Origin of the sequence: Trinickia violacea, assembly GCF_005280735.1 — a bacterium.
GTDB classification, from domain to species: Bacteria; Pseudomonadota; Gammaproteobacteria; order Burkholderiales; family Burkholderiaceae; genus Trinickia_A; species Trinickia_A violacea.
The window spans coordinates 311296-328959 of sequence record NZ_CP040077.1 but is presented as its reverse complement, the minus strand read 5'-3'; the positions used below and the strand labels follow the sequence as shown (position 1 = coordinate 328959).

Here is a 17664-nt window from a genome sequence, read left to right as displayed (position 1 = left end):
GATTGAAGCGTTTCGGGCGTCGCGCGGCTTAGCTGGGTGTCATGGCGCTCACGCCCGTCACGATCAGCAGGATGAACAACGCGCCCGCGCCAGCGCTATCGCACAGACCATGCAAACGAAGCGTTCAATCGGCATTCGGATACGCGCCTCGATATTGCGGCAAGGCATCGGGCAAATGAACCCAAGGCAGCTTTTGCGCCTTCCAGGTGTGATGCCTCGGCGGCACCTGTTCGGGCGCATCGAGACTGCACGTCGACACGTCGATCTCGTCGGCGAAATCCGTGTGCCGGTAGGTCAGGTGCGTCCCGCAATCGGCGCAAAACATACGCAATACCGCTTTGCTGGAAGCGATGGTCCTGGGTTCGCCATCGACAAAACGAAACGCCGAGCGCTTCACGGTAAACCAAGCGACAAAAGGTGCCCCCGCGACGCGCCGGCAATCGGCGCAATGACAAATCGTGGAATCGACAATTTCGCCGGACACTTCATAGCGAACGTTTCCGCAAAAGCAGCCGCCTGTGAGCATCGCACTCTATATGAACGCGTCCCGTTTGCAACAGTTCTCGTGTGTTCTGACGGACAGGGTGGGCTGCAGCTCTATATCCGGCCTTGATGCAGCCGGTACTGCTGCTGCGGGCCTCTATGAAATTCGCTGACCCGCGCCTCATTCTCCTGACGAGCTCAAAGCTCTTGGTGCGATTCAGGTTTAGCGGGCCCCGGTCTTACCTGGCTTGTCATCACACTCGATAGCTGCGCAACCTTTCGACGTTCACCCTGTGTTTAAACGTTGATCTTCTACCTCGCGTGAGCCGATCAGGTCGGCTTCACGCTCACGTAGTCCTTGCGGTACGGCCGGTTATGAGCGAGCACCGCCCAGATCGTCCGCGCGATCTTGTTGGCCAGCGCGACGATGACGACATTGGCCGGTCGCCGCTTCTTCATCTGCTCGACCCACTCGCCGGGTTCCTTCGCATGCGCTAACACTGCTCGCGCACCGTGAATCAGCAGCGTGCGCAGATACGTGTCGCCCCGCCTGCTGATCCCGTGCAGGTTCACCTTACCGCCCGACCCGGTCTGCTTGGGCACAAGCCCCGTCCAAGCAGCAAATTGCCGCCCTGAACTGAACGCTTTCGGGTCGCCCATCATCGCCACCGCCGCCGTTGACGTGAGCAGCCCGACACCGGGAATCTCGCTGATCGCTTGCACTGCTAAGTCTTGCTTTTCCATTCGCGCATGCGTTGCTCGATCTGCGCAATCTGCTCATCGAGCTTGGTCAACCCGTTCCACTGTTCCCGCAAGGTATCGATCAGCACCGCGGGCAGGCGCTCCGCGATTCGGCCCAGCGCGGCCGGTATTTCCTTGTCCAGCTTCGCCCGTCCCTTGCTCATCACCTCGCCGTATTCCGCCAGCAATCCGCGCAGTCCGTTGCTCTGCATCGTGCGGAACTTCACCAACTGCTCGCGCATCCGGTGCAGCGCCAGCATCGCCTGCTGCATCTCGGTCTTCACTGCCACCGGCTTGCCCGGCTGCTGCACCGCCAGCCAGATCGCCCGCGCGTCCGCCGCATCGTTCTTATTGCGAATGTTGAATGCCTTCACGAACTCGGCCGGCATCAGCCTGACCACGTGCCCCATTTGCGTCAGTTGCCGAGCCCAGTGGTGCGCTCCACCGCATGCTTCCATTCCGATCAGGCAGGGCCCTCGATTCGCGAAGTGCTCCAAAAACTTGGCTCGCCTGATCGGCTTGTTCACGATCTGTCCGGTTTCCTGATCGACGTAATGCACCTGGAAAACCTGCTTGGCGATATCGACGCCCACGGCCATACTGTTCATCGTGGATCCTCCGGTTGCCGGGAAATGCGTGCATTTTCCACCTGGGTACATCGATGCCGTGGCCCGTGAGGATCCACCTTCTCTTGTTCTCACGTTCTCGGGTGGGACGCGTTCATTTCATTCTCCGTGAGACGTCGCGAATGCAACGATCATAAGCGAGAGGACACCTTGCGAACGCCGTTTTGCTGACCGGCGTTTCGCCGGGCGACATTCGTCGGGCGGCGCTCCGCTGCATGACCGTTGCGTACCGTTTTCGCGAGCGCCCCCCTCAGCGCGCAGCAGCGTGCTGAATCGCGTCGACGAGCTCCGAATTGCTATAGGCGCGACCGCCTATCCCCCACGCCCCCTCGGCGGCATAGACGACGTTGGTCCAGATGTGATCCCGCTTGACACGCCCTTCCGCGGCCTTTTCCAGAATCGATGTAGCCGCTTCGGTAAAAGCCTGCTTGGCTTCCGGAGTCGCAAGCGCAATAGGCGGCAGCTTGAGTTCGATGAACACCGCCGGGGCGGGCTTGCCGCCCGAAAACACGTGCTGCTTCGGCAAGACGTTCAATGTCCCGACGACGTTGGGCTCCATGAACGGGTTGCCGTCGAGCTGGTTGACCTTCAAGAGCGCCTCGGTCAACTGGGAGAAAGCACGGGCCTCGGCTTCAGGGGAAAGCAATCCTTCGGGTACGGTCAGCGTAATCGGCATGGCAGATCCTCTAAGGTGAGCAACGACTCGTGGTGGTATAAATATCAACTGCTCTCTATGTATAGACACTGATCACTCTCTTTTCAAGAAAAAAGAGTGATCGCTCTCAAAGTGAGTGAGTCATGCGTTACTCAGCCGAACACAAGACCGAAACCCGCAGCCGCATCCTCGAGGCAGCCGGCCAGCTGTTCCGCCGCGACGGCTATGGCGGCTCGGGCATCGATGGCCTGACGAAAGCCGCCGGCGTGACAAACGGCGCGTTCTACGGACACTTCAAATCGAAGAGCGAGGCGTTCCGCACGGTGGTGCTCTCGGGCCTCGAAGAATTGCGGCTCGCGGTCGCCGGGCTCAAGGCGAGCCGCGGGACGCAATGGATCAAGGCGTTCATCGAGCTCTACCTGGGCCCCAAGCGCACGTGCGCCGTCGAGGAAAGCTGCGCGCTACCGAGCTTTTCGCCGGAGATGGTGCGGGCGGACGACGAAACGCGCGAGGCGTACGAGGCGGAACTGCGCCGGCTCATCGACGAGGTGAGTTCGGGCATGCCGGCCGGCGCGGGCACCGATCAGGAAGACCAAGCGATCGCGCTGCTTGCGATGCTGTCGGGCGGCGTCACGCTGGCGCGCGCGGTGCCGGACCCGGCGCTGTCGGAGCGCATCGCGCAGGCGGTCGGCAAGATGGCGGCGGCGATGACGGCGGCGGGCGTGGCGGATAAGCCGCCGCGCGCGAAGCGCGCAACGCCCCGCGCCGGCTCGCGATCGTCCGCCTCAGCAACGCCCAAGAAGCGCTGAAAGCCGCGCGTCAGTACATCGCGTACACGAACTGCGACACCGCTTCGCTTTCTTCGGCCGGCGCGCGAAGCGCCTTTGCCATCTTGCGCAGGTCCGGCTCGAGCGCCACCAGCGCGTCGAGCCCAAGCTCGCGCCAGATCTCGATCAGCGCGCCGATCATGTCTTCATGCGCGACGATCGGTTCCGGCTCGAAGACATGCAGGAAATACGACGTGCAGGCAGGATCGGTGTTCGCCAGCATGAACGGCGCGACTTGCCGCTGCGCGGGCGCGAGCTTCGTGCGGAAGAATTTTCCAAGGTCGGCGTCAGTCAAGTTGATACTCCTTCTTCCATGAGTCGTCGGTTTCGACCGGGGCCTGCTCGTCGCGATAGAGGATGACGTTGCCCATCACGAGCGCGTCGATTTCCGTGCGCATGAAGCAGCGGTAGGCGTCCTCCGGCGTGCAGACGATCGGCTCGCCGCGCACGTTGAACGACGTGTTGACGAGCAGCGGGCATCCGGTCAGCGCCTCGAATGCCTTCAATACCGAGTACATCCGCGGGTTCACGTCCTCTTCCACCGTCTGGATGCGCGCGCTGTAGTCGACGTGCGTGATCGCCGGAACGGAACTGCGCACCGCGTTGACGATCTCCAGCATGTCTTCCGGATCGGACGGCGCGTCCGGAACCTGCCGATGCGCTTCTCTCACCGGCGCGACGAGCAGCATGTACGGGCTGTCGGCGCCGAGCTCGAAATAGTCCGCCGCGCGGTCCTTCAATACGATCGGCGCGAACGGCCGGAACGACTCGCGAAACTTGATCTTCAGGTTCATGCGCGATTGCGTCGATGCCGCGCGCGGATCGCCGAGTATCGAGCGGGCGCCGAGCGCGCGCGGTCCGAACTCCATGCGGCCGGCGAACATGCCGACGATCTTTTGCTCGGCGAGCAGGCCCGCGATCTGCGCGGCGCCCGCATCGGCGCCGTCCAGCGCGTGATACTGGGCACCCGTGTCCGACAAGAACGCGAGAATCTCGCCGTCGCTGTACTCGGGGCCGACGAAGCTCCCTTGCTGCGAATCCTTGGCGCCGGCCAGTGCGGGACGGCTGCCGCCGAGCATGTTGAAGTCGGCGAGATAGGCCGCGCCGATCGCGCCGCCCGCGTCGCCGGCGGCCGGCTGGATCCAGATGTCGTCGAAGATGCCAGCGCGCAGGATCTTCCCATTGGCCACGCAATTCAATGCGACGCCCCCCGCAAGACACAGGTTGGCTGCGCCCGTCAGCTGCCGCATCGTGCGCGCGATTTTCAGCATGACCTCTTCCGTCACGGCTTGAATGGACGCGGCCAGATCCATCTCGCGCTGCGTGATTCTCGATTCCGGCACGCGCGGCGGCCCGTCGAAGAGCCGATGGAAGCGCTCGTTGGTCAGCGTGAGCCCTTGATGGAAATCGAAGAAGTCGAGGTTCAGCCGGAACGACCCGTCCTCCTTGATATCGATGAGGTGCTCCTTGATCTTGCCCGCGTAGCGGGGCCGGCCATAGGGCGCGAGCCCCATCAGCTTGTATTCCCCGCTATTGACCTTGAATCCGCAGAAGAACGTGAACGCGCTATAGAGCAGGCCGAGCGAATGCGGATAGCGAATTTCGCGCAAGATTTCGAGGTGGCTGCCGCGCCCGATACCGAGGCTCGTCGTCGACCACTCGCCGACGCCGTCGACGCACAGCACCGCGGCCTCTTCATACGGCGACGGAAAGAACGCCGACGCCGCGTGCGAATAGTGATGCCGCGCGTAATAGATCGGGACGTCGCACGCGAGCATCGCTTCGATCAGCTCCTTGAAGTAAGGCTTGACGCCGAAGAACGAGCGGACGGCCCGCGTGAAAAACGCTTCGGCATCCGGCGCGAACGCGATCGACGAGCGGATGATGCGGTCGGCGGTCAGCGCCGGGTCGTCATAGAACGCGATGGCCGCGAGATCGCTGCCGTCGATCTCCGCTTCTTCGAGGCAGTAGTTGATCGCGCCGCGCGGGAAACGCGGGTCGTGTTTCTTTCGGCTGAAGCGCTCTTCCTGCGCTGCCGCAACGATCTTGCCGTCCTTCAGGATCGCAGCTGCCGAATCGTGATAGAAGGCCGACACGCCTAGCACATACCTGGTCATTGCTTACCCCCGCGACGATGAATGATGGGTCGTCTTGAACTACGCTTGTTCCGGCTCGCGCACGATTGCTCCGTCGAGCACCACCGGGGAACCGTCTATCAACACGTCACGCGGCTTCGTGTTGGCCAGCAGCTTGATGAAGTCGCGGCTGTCGCCGTTCTCGGCGAAATCGCCGGGCCGCTCGAAAAGGCAGAGATCGGCCTTCATGTCCGCCGCGATCGCGCCGATGTTCGCGATGCCGAGCGCCAGCGCGGCCGAACGCGTCAAGGCGTCGACCACGACGTCGCACGTGGCGGCAGCGTCCCCCGCCTGGTGGATGAGCGTCATCGACAACACCACCAGCGATTCGTAGCGCTCCGCTTCCGTCACGGCATGGCCGTTGATCGAAAAGCCCAGTGCCCGGTCCTTTAGCGACAAGCGCGCGAAGTGCTGCTCGAGCAGCGACTCGCTGACCGCCCCCGGCGCGCATACGAGGTTCGCGGCGGAATCGTTCAGCATCCCCACATCGCTGCGCGTCAATTGCGAGACGTTGAAGATCGTCACCTGCGACAGCAGCGACAAGTAGGACAACAGCCCGACCTCGGTGAAGAAGCGCGTTTCCTTGTAGCGCTTGGCATCGCCGTGCGTCGCGCTGAGGCGCACGCACAGCCGGCGGCCGACGGTCTCGGCAATCGACGCGGCGGCGAGCAGCGTCGCCGCCGACCATATCTCGCTCGGCACGACGGCGGGAAACACCTCGCAGCGGGAGAGCGCGAGCGACGCTGCGACGCGCGCGAAGCCCTCGAGCACGGGCGGGCTCGCGGCGGCACCAGCATTCGCGCCGCTGCCTTCGCCAAGCTCGACATATAGGAGGCGGCGCACGCCTTCCGCCGCGGCGAACGCGGCACATTCGGCCAGCCCGCGGCAGAACACGCCCGCCGTCGTCACCCCGAGCGCCGCGAGTTCGCGTGAGTGCCGGTTCCAGTCTGGTTGCCCCGGCCCGGCATCGGAATCGATCAACCCGGGAAGACACACCGTCGCCTCGCCCGCGAGTGTGCAGGCGCGCCCCGACGTGCGAGGCGGCAGGATGCGCGCGATGCGCGAATCGTCTATTTCGATGTCGCCGCGTACGAAGCGATGCCGGAGCGAATCGAAGTACAGCGTATCGACGATCGCCCATCGAGCCGTTTCGCAAGCGCCGATATCGACCATGCCCATAGGTCACCGTCCATGCATCGCAATCGAGGCGGCGGCGTGGGGCATCGAGTTCGCTTCCGAGGCGCCGCCGTCCAGCAACGGCGCCACGACCTTCGCGAGCGCTTCCCCTACCAGCTTGTGCGCGAACGGCGTGAAGTGGACGTCCTTCTCGAAGCGAAGCATTCGTCTGACTTCGGCCGGGTGCCGCACCAGGTCGTCGACGACGTGATAGACGGGCACGTCGATCGATTGGGCGAGTTCGCCGAAGCGCGTTCTGACGTCCTTGTAGCTGGCCGTTTCCTCGACGTATTGGTAGACGGGCACGACCGCGATCACGGCCGGCACCTTGAGCTCCGACACCCACTTTCTCAGGATGGCCTGCATGAGCTTCCAGCTCGAGTTGTCGGCGGAGTGGTACTCCGGAAGCGGCTGGAACTTCGTCAGCTTCTGGCACAGGTCCTTGTATTCCGGCCCGAGGCGGCCGGCCATCTTGTGGATGCCCGAACGAACCAGCGCTTTGACGCCCCCTTGCGCCTCGGACGTCAAATCGGCCTTATAGGGCTGCGGAACCGGCACGCCTTTCAGCGTCAGCTCGTCGTCGCGGGAGAGTTCGAACCAGGGTTTCGGCACGCGAATCGCGCCACCCTCGCGGTCCGCCCAGCCGCGGTCCTTCAGCACATTGCGCTGAATGTTCTCCACCAGCACGCTGATCACCACCGCGTCATAGTCGATCTGGTCCGCGTACTGCTGATAAATCAGGTACTGCTGATCCGTGCCGCTGCCGCTGAGCCCGAAATTGAGCACCTCGGTGTCGGGCAGCTTTTGCTCGAGCACGTCCGAGTAGCGTTTCCCGTTGCTGACGCCGTCACCGGCCGTGTAGGAATCGCCGAATACCAGCACACGGTGCCGGCCGTTCTTCCGTGGCGTGACTTCGTGATCGCAGCGAAAGCCGTCGCGGTTGCTCTTCACGAGATACCCGCCGCCCTCGTGCGGGATCCGGACTTTGAGCCCGGCCGCAAATCGATAGCCCAGGACCGGGTCGTATTGCATCAGCCGCCTGTGCAGCGCAGGCGCCTCCGTGCGCGCATCCATGGTCGTCTCGGTCTCCTGATTCTTGATTGCCGTTCGTCGCGCATTTCGTCTCACCAATGCGCGCATGGCTTCTATCGTCATCCTAATGAACGAGGCAATCCCTTCTCGTTTTAATGCGCCGCGCCCAGAGGCGCGCCGGGCGGCCGGCTCGGTGCCGACGGACTGCTTACATACGCGCCTCTAACCGCCAGAACAACGGCTCGTACCGCCAGTGATTGAGAAGGTAACGCGGCGGCATCGTGACGAAACGCCATCACCTAGTTGAATTCGGCAACCGTGCGTGCGGAGGCACACCGTCTTTTTCGAGCCCTCAGAACCCCGCCGCCCGCGCGATAAGGAACACCCCCGCTGCGACAGCGACACCCCCGATGATTCTCGCCACGCGCTCACCGCCCGGCGCAAGGCGTTCCGCAGTGATGGCCGCGGCTACGACGGCCATGGCACGCAAGTCCATGACGCCGATGACGAGCAGGACCACCGTCAGGCCGGCGCAACAATAGCCGCAGTGGAGACCGAGGCGCAGCCCGTGCCGCCATGCCGTGGCGGCGTCCGCCGGCAGCGTGCGGCACTGGCCGCGCCCTGACGGCGCCCGGCAACAATCGAGGTGATGCGCCTTCCACGCCGTGAACTGGAGCGCGCCCGCCATGAGGACCACTACCCCGACCGCGCTCGGCACGGCGCGCGCCAGCGCCGGCAACTGCATCTCGGCGGCCGCGAGTGCGACGCCCGCTGGAAACGCGGCCATGCCAAACGCGGTCCACACGGCAAAGTAGCCGAAGCCCACCAGTGCGGTCAGCCAAGCGAGGCGCGCCGCTTCTGCGCCGGCCACGGACTTGCGATAGCGCATCAGCATCGGCATCAGGGACGGCAGCATCATCGCCACCATCATCACGACCCACATACGCAGGAACGACACCGCCGCGCGCGGTCCCGACTGCCCGGGCGCGAGCATCCACGTCATCGACATCGTCCAGCCACCGGGCATCGACATCCCATGCATCGACGACATCGACGCGCACCAGTAAATCGTCGCCGCCGTGCTCGCGGCGAAGAGCAGCGACATGACGCCGATGAAGGCGCGCTGCGACGTGGTTCGTTCGGAAATCATGACTAAGCCCATCCCATGCCATTCAGAAGCGCTTCGCCGTCCGGTGCGATCGGTTCGCGGTGCGACGAAACGGTTGATGTTGTGAGATAGACTAGGTCCGGACCTCGGAACGGCGGGAGTGACAAGTGTGGCGGGATTCGGATGGACTCACTGATCACGGCCGCGGCGCGCGCGCTCGCGGCCGGTGATCCCCTCGGCGCGCTCAAGCGCGTCGCCCTGCGCGACGACGCGCCCGCGCTTGCGCTGCGCGGCATCGCGATGGCGCAGCTCGGCGACTTCGTGCGGGCCAAGGCGCTGCTGCGAAACGCGGCGCGCGCGTTCGGTCCTAAAGAGGCCGTGGCCCGCGCGCGGTGCATCGTCGCCGAGGCCGAGATCGCGCTCGCCTCACGCGACCTCGGCTGGCCCGCCAAGACGCTCGACGCCGCGCGCGCCACGCTCGAAGCGCACGGCGACCTGGTCAACGCCGCGCATGCGAGGTATCTCGAACTCCGGCGCTTTCTCCTTGTCGGCCGCCTCGACGAAACCGAGCGGACGCTCGCCGCCCTCGCCCCCATGCCGCTTCCGCCCGCGTTGCGGGCTGTCCACGAACTGGTCGTCGCAGGCGTCGCGCTGCGGCGCATCCAGACGAAGACCGCGCGCGCCGCGCTCGAGCGCGCCACGTTCGCCGCGCGCCACGCCGGCATCCCCGCGCTGACGGCGGAGGTCGAAAGCGCCTCTCGCGTCATGAGCACGCCCGCGGCGCGCCTGATCGTGCGCGGCGAAGAACGGCTTGTCCTGCTCGAAGAGGTGGAAGCGTTGTTGGCGACGGACGCGCTCGTCGTGGACGCGTGCCGCTACGTGGTTCGCGATGCAGGCACGGTCGTCTCGCTTGCCACGCGGCCGGTTCTGTTCACGCTGGCACGCGCGCTCGCCGAAGCGTGGCCGCACGACGTGCCGAGAGACACGCTCGTCGCCCGCGCCTTCCGCCTGAAGCTCGCCGACGAATCGCATCGCGCGCGGTTGCGCGTCGAAGTCGGACGGTTGCGCAGCGAGATACAGGCACTGGCGAGCGTGAACGCGACGCCGCGGGGGTTTGCGCTGGAGCCCAGCGGCGCGCGCGAAGTTGTAGTGCTGGCTCGCCCCGTCGAAGAAAAACACGCCGCGGTGCTGGCCTTTCTCAGCGACGGCGAATCGTGGACGAGCTCGGCGCTGGCGCTTGCGCTCGGAGCGAGCCAGCGCACCGTGCAGCGCTCGCTCGACTCGCTCGCGGAGGCAGGCAAGGTGCAGTCGTACGGCCGCGGACGCGCGCTGCGCTGGATGACCCCGCCCGTGCCGGGATTCGCGACGACCTTGTTACTCCCCGCTCCGCTGCCGGGCGATTAGGATGACACGCACCACTACCAAGTGATCAGGACGGAGGAAACATGAAACGATCAGCGGCCGAAGTCGTTCGTGAATACGGCCCCTTCCCCGGCGTCGAAAGGGTGAATGGGGTCACCTATGACGGACAGCAGGTCTGGTTTGCCACCGGCGACACACTCGAGGCCCTCGATCCCGCGAGCGGCAAGACCGTGCGCTCGATCGACGTCGCCTCGCACGCGGGCACCGCGTTCGACGGCGAGCACCTGTTCCAGATCGCCGAGGATCGCATTCAGAAGATCGATCCGAAAACCGGCCAGGTGCTGGCGACGATCCCGGCGCCGGGCGGCGGCGGCGACTCGGGGATGGCATGGGCCGAAGGGACGCTCTGGGTGGGGGTGTATCGCGAGCGGAAGATCCATCAGGTCGATCCGCAGACGGGAGCGGTGCTTCGGACCATCGAGACCAACCGGTTCGTCACTGGCGTCACCTGGGTCGAGGGAGAGCTTTGGCACGCGACGTGGGAAGATGACGCGAGCGAATTGCGGCACATCGATCCGAGCACGGGGGAAGTGCTGGAGAGTCTTGAGATGCCGGCGGGGATTGGGGTGTCGGGACTTGAGTCGGATGGCGGGGATCAGTTCTTTTGTGGTGGTGGGAGCAGTGGGAAGGTGAGAGCGGTTCGGCGGCCTCGGTGAAGTGGTGCGCCGTTGGGGCGATTTGAGCCGCGATTTTGAGCGTCGGCATGTCAATTTCAATCCGCCGCGTTCGTCGTATAGGATCGGAGGGCTTTTCCTCTGCTCTTGGAGTTGATCTCATGACTACAGGCACTATCCGGCTTCATCGCGTGCTGCGTTGCACGCCTGAGCGTGTTTATCGCGCGTTCCTGGACCCCGACGCCATCGCCAAATGGATGCCGCCGAACGGGTTCACCTGCAAGGTTCATCAGCTGGAAGCGAAGGTGGGCGGCAGCTATCGGATGTCGTTTACGAACTTCAGCTCGGGCGGCGGGCATTCGTTTGGCGGCGAGTATCTCGAGTTGGTGCCGAATGAGCTTATTCGGCACACGGACCGGTTTGATGATCCGAATTTGCCCGGGGTGATGGTGACGACGGTAACGCTGCGGCCCGTGGTTTGTGGGACTGAGTTGACCGTGGTGCAGGAGGGTGTGCCGGAGGCGATTCCTGTCGAGGCTTGTTATCTGGGGTGGCAGGAGTCGTTGACGTTGCTGGCGTTGTTGGTGGAGGCGGAGATTCCGGGGTGATGAGGGGCGGGCTTACGGCCCGCTCACTGCGAGTTCGAGGGGGTGCTGGTACAGCGCGTTACCAGCGCTGAGTGAGCAAAGCATCACCGCGGCCGCACAGGAAGCAACGCATGAATCGACGCAGGCAGCTGATCGGTTGCCGTGCTCTCATTGGGCTGGCCTTTTCCGGAAACGTACCGGTAGACGAGATACTTCTTGTCGGTCTCAAGATGAACCATACCGGGCATTCCGTCGAAGTCGTCGATCGACATATCGAACTGCTTTGGCAATCCTCCAGATGCCCCGAAAGCGTACGCGTCGTCGATCGGCCATATACCCGATTCCTTCACGAGAATCAGGTCCGTTCCGCCGATTCCGTAGTAACCGGGGCTGCATTTAACAAGCTCTGCCCAGTCAATCCGTACACGGACGCGCGACGGACTTGCCGTCAACGAGTGCGCAATCAACGCCGTCGTCGACTCTCTGCAGACGAACCCACGGTGATCAAAATGAATAAGCCTGCGGCAAAGAGAGGAAGCCCAATCGCTATCAGAATAGCTGCTGTGCCCCAGTGCTCCCCAAAGCTATCGATCATTGCTGTTTCTGGCGTCCCTTTGTCGTAAAGAACATTGACGGTTTGCCCCTCTCGCAAGCCGTTATGCAATGAAGACGAGCCTTGTACGAAGGTGACGTCTCCGCCTGCGTCCGTCTTGAACACGACGACCGCGGAAAACATATGCGAATGAGCCTCGTACGGTCTCTCGCGCTCTTGAATGCTGACAACTGTGCCCGTGGTGCGAACAAAGTTCTTGATGATGCTGATCTCGTGGACTACAGAGGCGGCAGCGCCGAACAGAAAACCGCTCCCCAGCACTATCGGGATTGCGCCAATCAAAAGCATCTGTCGACTGCGATGTCGCCGGCGTTGCGCATAGGACGAGACGATGGTGGGCCTCTCTCCAGATCGAGCAACGCCGCGATCACCTAGATGTAGAACAATCCCGAAACCCATGCAGGCGACTGCAAGCAAGGTCACGATGCTCACCGGAAACCATCGTTGCCAGAAGTCGTCGACAATCGCTCCTTTATTCGGACGACTCGCGTCGCAATAGACGCGCATAACTTGCCCGATTTCGTACGGCGGCTGCATTGACGATGTCTTGCCCGTCACTTCCGCAAATGTCCCGTCAGCCATTGGATATCGGATAACGAGCTGGAAGGACGGCGCGTGACGAGGATCTTCGGCAAACCGAACGACGGTTCCGTCGGTTCGTATCATCCCCCGCGTCGCAAATAGCGATGATCCAATCCAAATCAGTACCAGCGTTAACAGTGCAACACTAAGCGTGAAAGCAATCTTCGTAAGTGTGCCGAGTGGCAGACGTTCGAGCGAGCTAGCCGCGGCAACACGGGTCGAATCAGGCCCGATGGTCACTGGCCAACCGGTTCAGTTTGGTTAAATACGCCCCGGAACCCAAGATCCGTCCGTCGAGACGCATCAGGAAAAACTGAATTTCCGCCCTTACGCGCATACCCTGATTCGCCTCGCACCAATCTCCCCATCACTCGCTTCCCGTTGATTGCTGCTCCGCGGTTAATACCGCGCCGCAGCTCAGCTTATCGCCTTCGCGCGCGACGGCCTTTCCGTCAAAGGTAACGTTGGCGTCTCCAGAGACAATGTCGACAGAGCCATGGACATTGCATACCGCCTTGTCGCCAACGCGGGCAATCGGTTTGCCATCTATGTCCGATTGAGAAGCTCCACTGACGACCCTGCCTCCATGACTATGCTTGTCACCTACACAAATAAATCGGCGGGCCATCGCCTCGTCCTTCTTCCAAAGAGCATAGAAAATCCGCTTGTACCTGGTTCGTTACTCACTTGCATGTAGCAAGACGGCACACCCCGGTCCCGTATTGACATCAAACGCGACAGAGCAGTGCCGGCTTTGAGCCGCCGCCATAAGTTGCACCGGCGATCATGATGAGCTCCGCGTTATAGGAGACATTCGTCTCTTTGTTCCGTTGGAACCATCGCGGCGGCATCAAAATGAACCCGGCCTTGCCCGGTACGAGCAGGGCCGCCACCGGCACGGTTTTTGACGGTCTGACGCCGTCGGGAAGATCATGTCGCGAAAGATAGGGCGAGCCGAGGAGTTCCTTGAATTGCGACCCCGGTATTGCCTCATCGCCAGAAGAAAACGAGCCCCATGGACCATTTGCTTCGAGCTGAACAGTGACTGCGTACTTCCCTGCTTCTTCGTCGATCCGAATTCGAAAATCTCGATTTGCTGGGTTCATAAGCCGCTCATCGATCTTTGTTCGACATATCTCATACGTACCCGCCAACCCTTCGGCGTACGCAGTCGAGCATAGGACGGTGCCAGCCGTGAGCGTGGCAAGCGCCACAGGTCGCAACTTGCAGAACGACATGGCCTAACCTCCAGGCATCAGATGATTGAAGGGATCGGCCGGCAGGCCACGGACCTGGGTATTGGCTGCTTTTTCCGCAGCATCGGGAGGTGTAACGAGCATGAAATGCAGGTCTCCGTCCGCTGTCATGTTGACAGTGACGCTGCCGTGCCCGGCGTCGTAGCTCGCCATCGCGGACAGCGCGAGACCGACCATCGGCCCCATGATCCCCAGATTGCCCAGACGATGACCAACGTCGAAGCCCTCCGTGAGACTGGTCGGATCCAAGCGGTTATCGGCGTCCAGTGTGTGCAGCAACGGCAGGACTGGCGGAGTCGCGACACTGTCGTAGAACAACCTTGCGACGTTGTCCCCTTTGGGGAGTTGGGTCTGCACCCTCTGCCAGCCCTCGCGCAACGCGTCCGCTTGAGCTTTGCCTCGCAGCGGATGACCGTCAGCGTCCTTGAGGCTTACCGTCACCGGGCGATACAGATACCCAAGCATGGGTGCGTCGTCAAACTCCTTTAGTTGCCACTGTGCCCAACGCGCCGGGAACCAGTTATCCGGTTTGAACGAACCCGGCCCCTTGTTGTTCAGCGATTGCCACAAGAGCGGCAACTTGGATTGCCAGTGCGAGACCGACGGAGGAGAAACGTCGAAGCCCTCCTTGGGCTCGGCGTCTACGTTCCAAAAGAAATTAGCCAGCTTGATCGTGTCGTACTGCCGGTCATCGGGACCCGCACCATCAGGATCGTTGTTGATGTAGGGGCGCATGTAGTGGTTCACGCGGTCCGATCGGGAGACCAGCAGGCCGACCATTGCATCGAATTGTGATGGTACATACTGTCCCGCAGGCAGATCAGTATCCCCAAACCACATACGGGCGGGCATGCCATCGAAGCCGTAAACGAGCACTTCGGGAACGGTCGGGTTCCGGTCGAAGAAATCGAACACGTAGTCGATCTGGGCCTGCGGGTTATCGACGTTAACCGCCTGCACGGAGAGGAACATGTGCTGCGCCAAGCTTGCATCCTGACGATTGGACGTGATGAAACTGGCTACATGGGTTTCCCGATCTGCGCCCCTGGGAGGACCGAAAATGATCACCGGAATCGGCCATCTTTCAACGCCCTCGCCCGCGCTGTACTTGAAGGACGACCCAAGACCTCTCGACGCCTTGTCGTTGACACCGTCTGAGCTACTTGGGTAATCCTTGGGATTGTCCGAAAGCGCGCTGCGATAGGCGTCTTTCTGCTCCTTTACCAAATCCCACACTTGGCTTTGCGCCCATGCGTCCACCCGCATTCCAACGCCACGCAGTTCCAGTATCTGTGGACGAGGATCTGCAGCGGCCACTGCCGGCACGCCACTCGCAGCTGCAGGCACAGCCGCCCGGGACGCTGTGGCAGCGGTACCGCTCCCTGTCGACATAGATCCCGCGCGTAGCCGCCATGCGCCAAAGAACACAATCGTCAAACATGCTGCGCCCGCCAATATTCCCCACATAATCGTTCTCGCCATCCCTATTGCCTCGAATTGATTTTTTGACCAAGCATCGTAATACATGGTGTATCCCGTCCAGCCCACGGACCAAGTGGCGAACAACGCCAAATAACGGTCCGAACGCGGATGCATCGCAGCTTTCACGCGACAACCCCTGGGTCATTCTTTCCACTCGCTCGCTCATCGTGGGTTTGGCTTTTCACGAGAGGGGGCCAGGTGCGAGGTACACACTTCTCTTCGGGAAATTTCCCGCTAAAGTAGTATTGTTGGGTTGCGTACGCGAGATCCTTAGCATCCTTGCCAAAGGTATTAAAGCAGACGCTGATTTGGGGGGAAACCTTTTCCCAGTTCGTGCGCCAATTCGCAAACGCTATCAAGGTTGCGCGCCAAACGGGATCGTCCAGTGTCTTCGCCTGGCCAACCGCCACATCCATTGCGGCGATCGCGCGCACGTTTGCCGCATCGTTCAAGATGCCGGAGTGGTAGTTGTTGTCCGTCGCGTCTTTCCCGGCCAATCGTGCCCGAACTTCGTTCGGCGTCTCGTCGCGCACGAAATTAGTCCCGTCGAGCGCCGTCACGTTGCTCGTTTGGTCGTTTTCATCGTCATGCTGACCGTTGTACCACTGCTTGACCACCGCGGCCGAAGCCGCATCGGTTTTCTGTTGATTGGCCTGCGCCAAAACAGAAGCAGGAATACCGGTAATTAACTTCGATCCGTAACCTGCGAGCGGATTCCCCAGCGCGACGTCGACGCCCACATCATCCGCCGGCATTTGACCCGTGGGGGTCCTTTTTTTGTCATGCGTCTCGCCACCGAACAGATTGGGCGCATAAGCTGGGTCGATCTGCTCGCCGTTGATCCAACGATCAAGACTTCCGTCCACTGGGGCTCCCGACCAAGCCGTGCGGTAGGGGTGCTGAGAAGCTATCTCCGTAGCGCCTGAGCCCCCCGGGAAGCGCGGCTCGTTCGACGTGCGTGCGGAAATCGTTTGCGGAGCAAGCCCGACATATACCGGCTTGCCATCGCGTTTCAATTTGGTCCACAGGCGTTGATAGAACGCGAAGCGGCCGGGGGCCTTCTTGAAGGCATCCATCGCAGCCAACTGAACGTATTGCCCCCAAGCGCTTGCAGTCGAGCCCAACGCCACTGCAGTCACACTGTTAGGCAGACCGTAGGTTCCTATGCCGCGGATGTTGTCCAGCGCAACCACCGTGTCGTCTGTACAGAAATACAAATAGACCTTGCCGCGGTTATCTCGCTCGTTGAAGCCAACATCTGCCCCGCCCGCCCCAAGGGGTCGTATGCCCTGAGTCGGCGACCACTTGGGACCCGTACGCCCTCCGTGCTTCGGGTTCTGGTCGGTGCAAGCGAGCTCAGTCATAGCAGGCTGCTGATGCCGGGCGCTGGTCACTGCCTCAACGATATTTGCAAGCGTCTTCAGCTTAGCCTGCGACGTCTGGTGCTCATCATCGTTTTCCCATACCGCGTACGGGCTGTCGACCATGATCATATTGTCAGCAAGCCGCACATTCTCCTTGGCCAAGATCGCCTGAGCGAGCAAGGTTATGATGGTGCCTTGGCTATGACCGATCACCGTTATCGTTTCGTCTGCGGTACCTTGACCCGTGCTTGCTTCGCGAATTTGCCGGATCAGCATGGCAAGCCGATGTGCCGCCAGTACAAAATAGAGTCGCACCGGGCTATCCCCGATGTAGGTGTATCGATCAGCAAGACGGTTGACTGCGCCTTCTTTCACGCCCGTCTTGAATCCCTCGCCATACATATCGGGGATGTTGTTGGTCGCGTTATCGAAGTACCCCCCCTCCTTCGCAAAATTAGCATCCAGCCGATTTCCCTTGGTGTCCTGATGCTGACTGCGCAGCTTGATGGGGTTTCCTTGTCGGTCCTTGGCGATTTCGCCGTTCGCCGCTCTGTATCCCCAATAGAAAGGGATAAAAACGCTATTGCTCTTTTCCGATTCCGTACGTTTATATATTTGCGTATCCGGATCGTAGACGATGGCCTTGACGTCCTCCGTGAGTTTGGCCCCGCTCTTCGCCGCTTCCGCCTGCTTCTGCTTGGCGTCACGCCATGCGACGCCATATTCCCCGGCTCTAAGATCCGTGCGATTCAATCGCCAGTTCAACCCCTCACAAATGCCGCGCTCGACATTTTCATAGGTCGCCCCCGGGTCGTTCACGCCGTGCAGGAAGATCACGATCCCAGGTCGATCCGGCGGGACCTCAACGAGTCGCGGTTGATCGTTGTAATTCGGGTCGGTGACCGCTGTAGCGCTAGCGACAACGTGTTGTTTAGCGTCCGTCATATCGGTACATCCTGTC

The 17664-nt window shown here is 61.9% G+C and carries 17 protein-coding genes and 1 pseudogene; 4 read left to right on the top strand and 14 right to left on the bottom strand.

Annotation, left to right across the window (positions count from 1 at the left end):
• Positions 1–124: 124 nt before the first annotated feature.
• From FAZ95_RS01380 to FAZ95_RS01370, 3 genes and pseudogenes are all read right to left on the bottom strand, one after another.
• Positions 125–526 carry a GFA family protein gene (locus tag FAZ95_RS01380; protein WP_137330789.1) on the bottom strand — a complete coding sequence of 134 codons (402 nt, stop codon included), beginning with the start codon at positions 524–526 and terminating at the stop codon, positions 125–127.
• A gap of 287 nt (positions 527–813) precedes the next feature.
• Positions 814–1823: pseudogene (locus FAZ95_RS01375) on the bottom strand (IS110 family RNA-guided transposase).
• A 277-nt stretch (positions 1824–2100) separates the two neighbouring features.
• Complete coding sequence (locus FAZ95_RS01370) at positions 2101–2526, bottom strand: tautomerase family protein (protein WP_137330788.1); 426 nt, start codon at positions 2524–2526, stop codon at positions 2101–2103.
• A gap of 122 nt (positions 2527–2648) precedes the next feature.
• Here FAZ95_RS01370 and FAZ95_RS01365 point away from each other — a divergent pair, with 122 nt between their 5' ends.
• The gene (locus FAZ95_RS01365) at positions 2649–3314 is read left to right on the top strand and encodes a TetR/AcrR family transcriptional regulator (protein WP_137330787.1); all 666 of its coding nucleotides are present in this window, start codon (positions 2649–2651) and stop codon (positions 3312–3314) included.
• A gap of 10 nt (positions 3315–3324) precedes the next feature.
• Here FAZ95_RS01365 and FAZ95_RS01360 read toward each other — a convergent pair whose 3' ends face one another.
• From FAZ95_RS01360 to FAZ95_RS01340, 5 genes are all read right to left on the bottom strand, one after another.
• Positions 3325–3627, bottom strand: a complete 303-nt coding sequence (locus FAZ95_RS01360) for a hypothetical protein (RefSeq protein ID WP_137330786.1) — start codon at positions 3625–3627, stop codon at positions 3325–3327.
• Complete coding sequence (locus tag FAZ95_RS01355) at positions 3620–5449, bottom strand: carbamoyltransferase family protein (RefSeq protein WP_137330785.1); 1830 nt, start codon at positions 5447–5449, stop codon at positions 3620–3622. Before FAZ95_RS01355 ends, FAZ95_RS01360 begins: the two co-directional genes overlap by 8 nt.
• Before the next feature lie 39 nt (positions 5450–5488).
• The gene (locus FAZ95_RS01350; RefSeq protein ID WP_137330784.1) at positions 5489–6646 is read right to left on the bottom strand and encodes an amidohydrolase family protein; all 1158 of its coding nucleotides are present in this window, start codon (positions 6644–6646) and stop codon (positions 5489–5491) included.
• A 3-nt stretch (positions 6647–6649) separates the two neighbouring features.
• On the bottom strand, positions 6650–7717 hold the full coding sequence (locus FAZ95_RS01345; RefSeq protein WP_137330783.1) for an SGNH/GDSL hydrolase family protein: 1068 nt from the start codon (positions 7715–7717) through the stop codon (positions 6650–6652).
• Between the two features lie 310 nt (positions 7718–8027).
• The gene (locus FAZ95_RS01340; RefSeq protein WP_254699783.1) at positions 8028–8825 is read right to left on the bottom strand and encodes a DUF2182 domain-containing protein; all 798 of its coding nucleotides are present in this window, start codon (positions 8823–8825) and stop codon (positions 8028–8030) included.
• 141 nt (positions 8826–8966) lie between these two features.
• Here FAZ95_RS01340 and FAZ95_RS01335 point away from each other — a divergent pair, with 141 nt between their 5' ends.
• The 3 genes from FAZ95_RS01335 to FAZ95_RS01325 all read left to right on the top strand — a co-directional run bounded on the left by FAZ95_RS01335 (position 8967) and on the right by FAZ95_RS01325 (position 11427).
• On the top strand, positions 8967–10187 hold the full coding sequence (locus FAZ95_RS01335) for a helix-turn-helix domain-containing protein (protein WP_137330781.1): 1221 nt from the start codon (positions 8967–8969) through the stop codon (positions 10185–10187).
• Between the two features lie 41 nt (positions 10188–10228).
• A complete protein-coding gene (locus tag FAZ95_RS01330) occupies positions 10229–10861 on the top strand; it encodes a Vgb family protein (protein WP_137330780.1) in 633 nt (210 codons plus the stop codon).
• Between the two features lie 119 nt (positions 10862–10980).
• Positions 10981–11427, top strand: a complete 447-nt coding sequence (locus FAZ95_RS01325) for an SRPBCC family protein (RefSeq protein ID WP_137330779.1) — start codon at positions 10981–10983, stop codon at positions 11425–11427.
• Positions 11428–11510: 83 nt separating this feature from the next.
• Here the strand turns inward: FAZ95_RS01325 and FAZ95_RS39155 are convergent, their stop codons facing one another.
• The 6 genes from FAZ95_RS39155 to FAZ95_RS01300 all read right to left on the bottom strand — a co-directional run bounded on the left by FAZ95_RS39155 (position 11511) and on the right by FAZ95_RS01300 (position 17648).
• Positions 11511–11678 carry a hypothetical protein gene (locus tag FAZ95_RS39155; RefSeq protein WP_175425494.1) on the bottom strand — a complete coding sequence of 56 codons (168 nt, stop codon included), beginning with the start codon at positions 11676–11678 and terminating at the stop codon, positions 11511–11513.
• 191 nt (positions 11679–11869) lie between these two features.
• Positions 11870–12601: a DUF3592 domain-containing protein gene (locus FAZ95_RS01320; protein ID WP_437437716.1), complete on the bottom strand. Its 732-nt coding sequence runs from the start codon at positions 12599–12601 to the stop codon at positions 11870–11872.
• Between the two features lie 367 nt (positions 12602–12968).
• On the bottom strand, positions 12969–13229 hold the full coding sequence (locus FAZ95_RS01315) for a PAAR domain-containing protein (protein WP_137330777.1): 261 nt from the start codon (positions 13227–13229) through the stop codon (positions 12969–12971).
• A 100-nt stretch (positions 13230–13329) separates the two neighbouring features.
• Positions 13330–13707, bottom strand: a complete 378-nt coding sequence (locus FAZ95_RS01310) for a hypothetical protein (RefSeq protein ID WP_137330776.1) — start codon at positions 13705–13707, stop codon at positions 13330–13332.
• A 135-nt stretch (positions 13708–13842) separates the two neighbouring features.
• The gene (locus FAZ95_RS01305) at positions 13843–15174 is read right to left on the bottom strand and encodes a type VI lipase adapter Tla3 domain-containing protein (protein ID WP_175425493.1); all 1332 of its coding nucleotides are present in this window, start codon (positions 15172–15174) and stop codon (positions 13843–13845) included.
• A gap of 287 nt (positions 15175–15461) precedes the next feature.
• Complete coding sequence (locus FAZ95_RS01300; protein WP_137330774.1) at positions 15462–17648, bottom strand: T6SS effector phospholipase Tle3 domain-containing protein; 2187 nt, start codon at positions 17646–17648, stop codon at positions 15462–15464.
• Positions 17649–17664 lie beyond the last annotated feature (16 nt).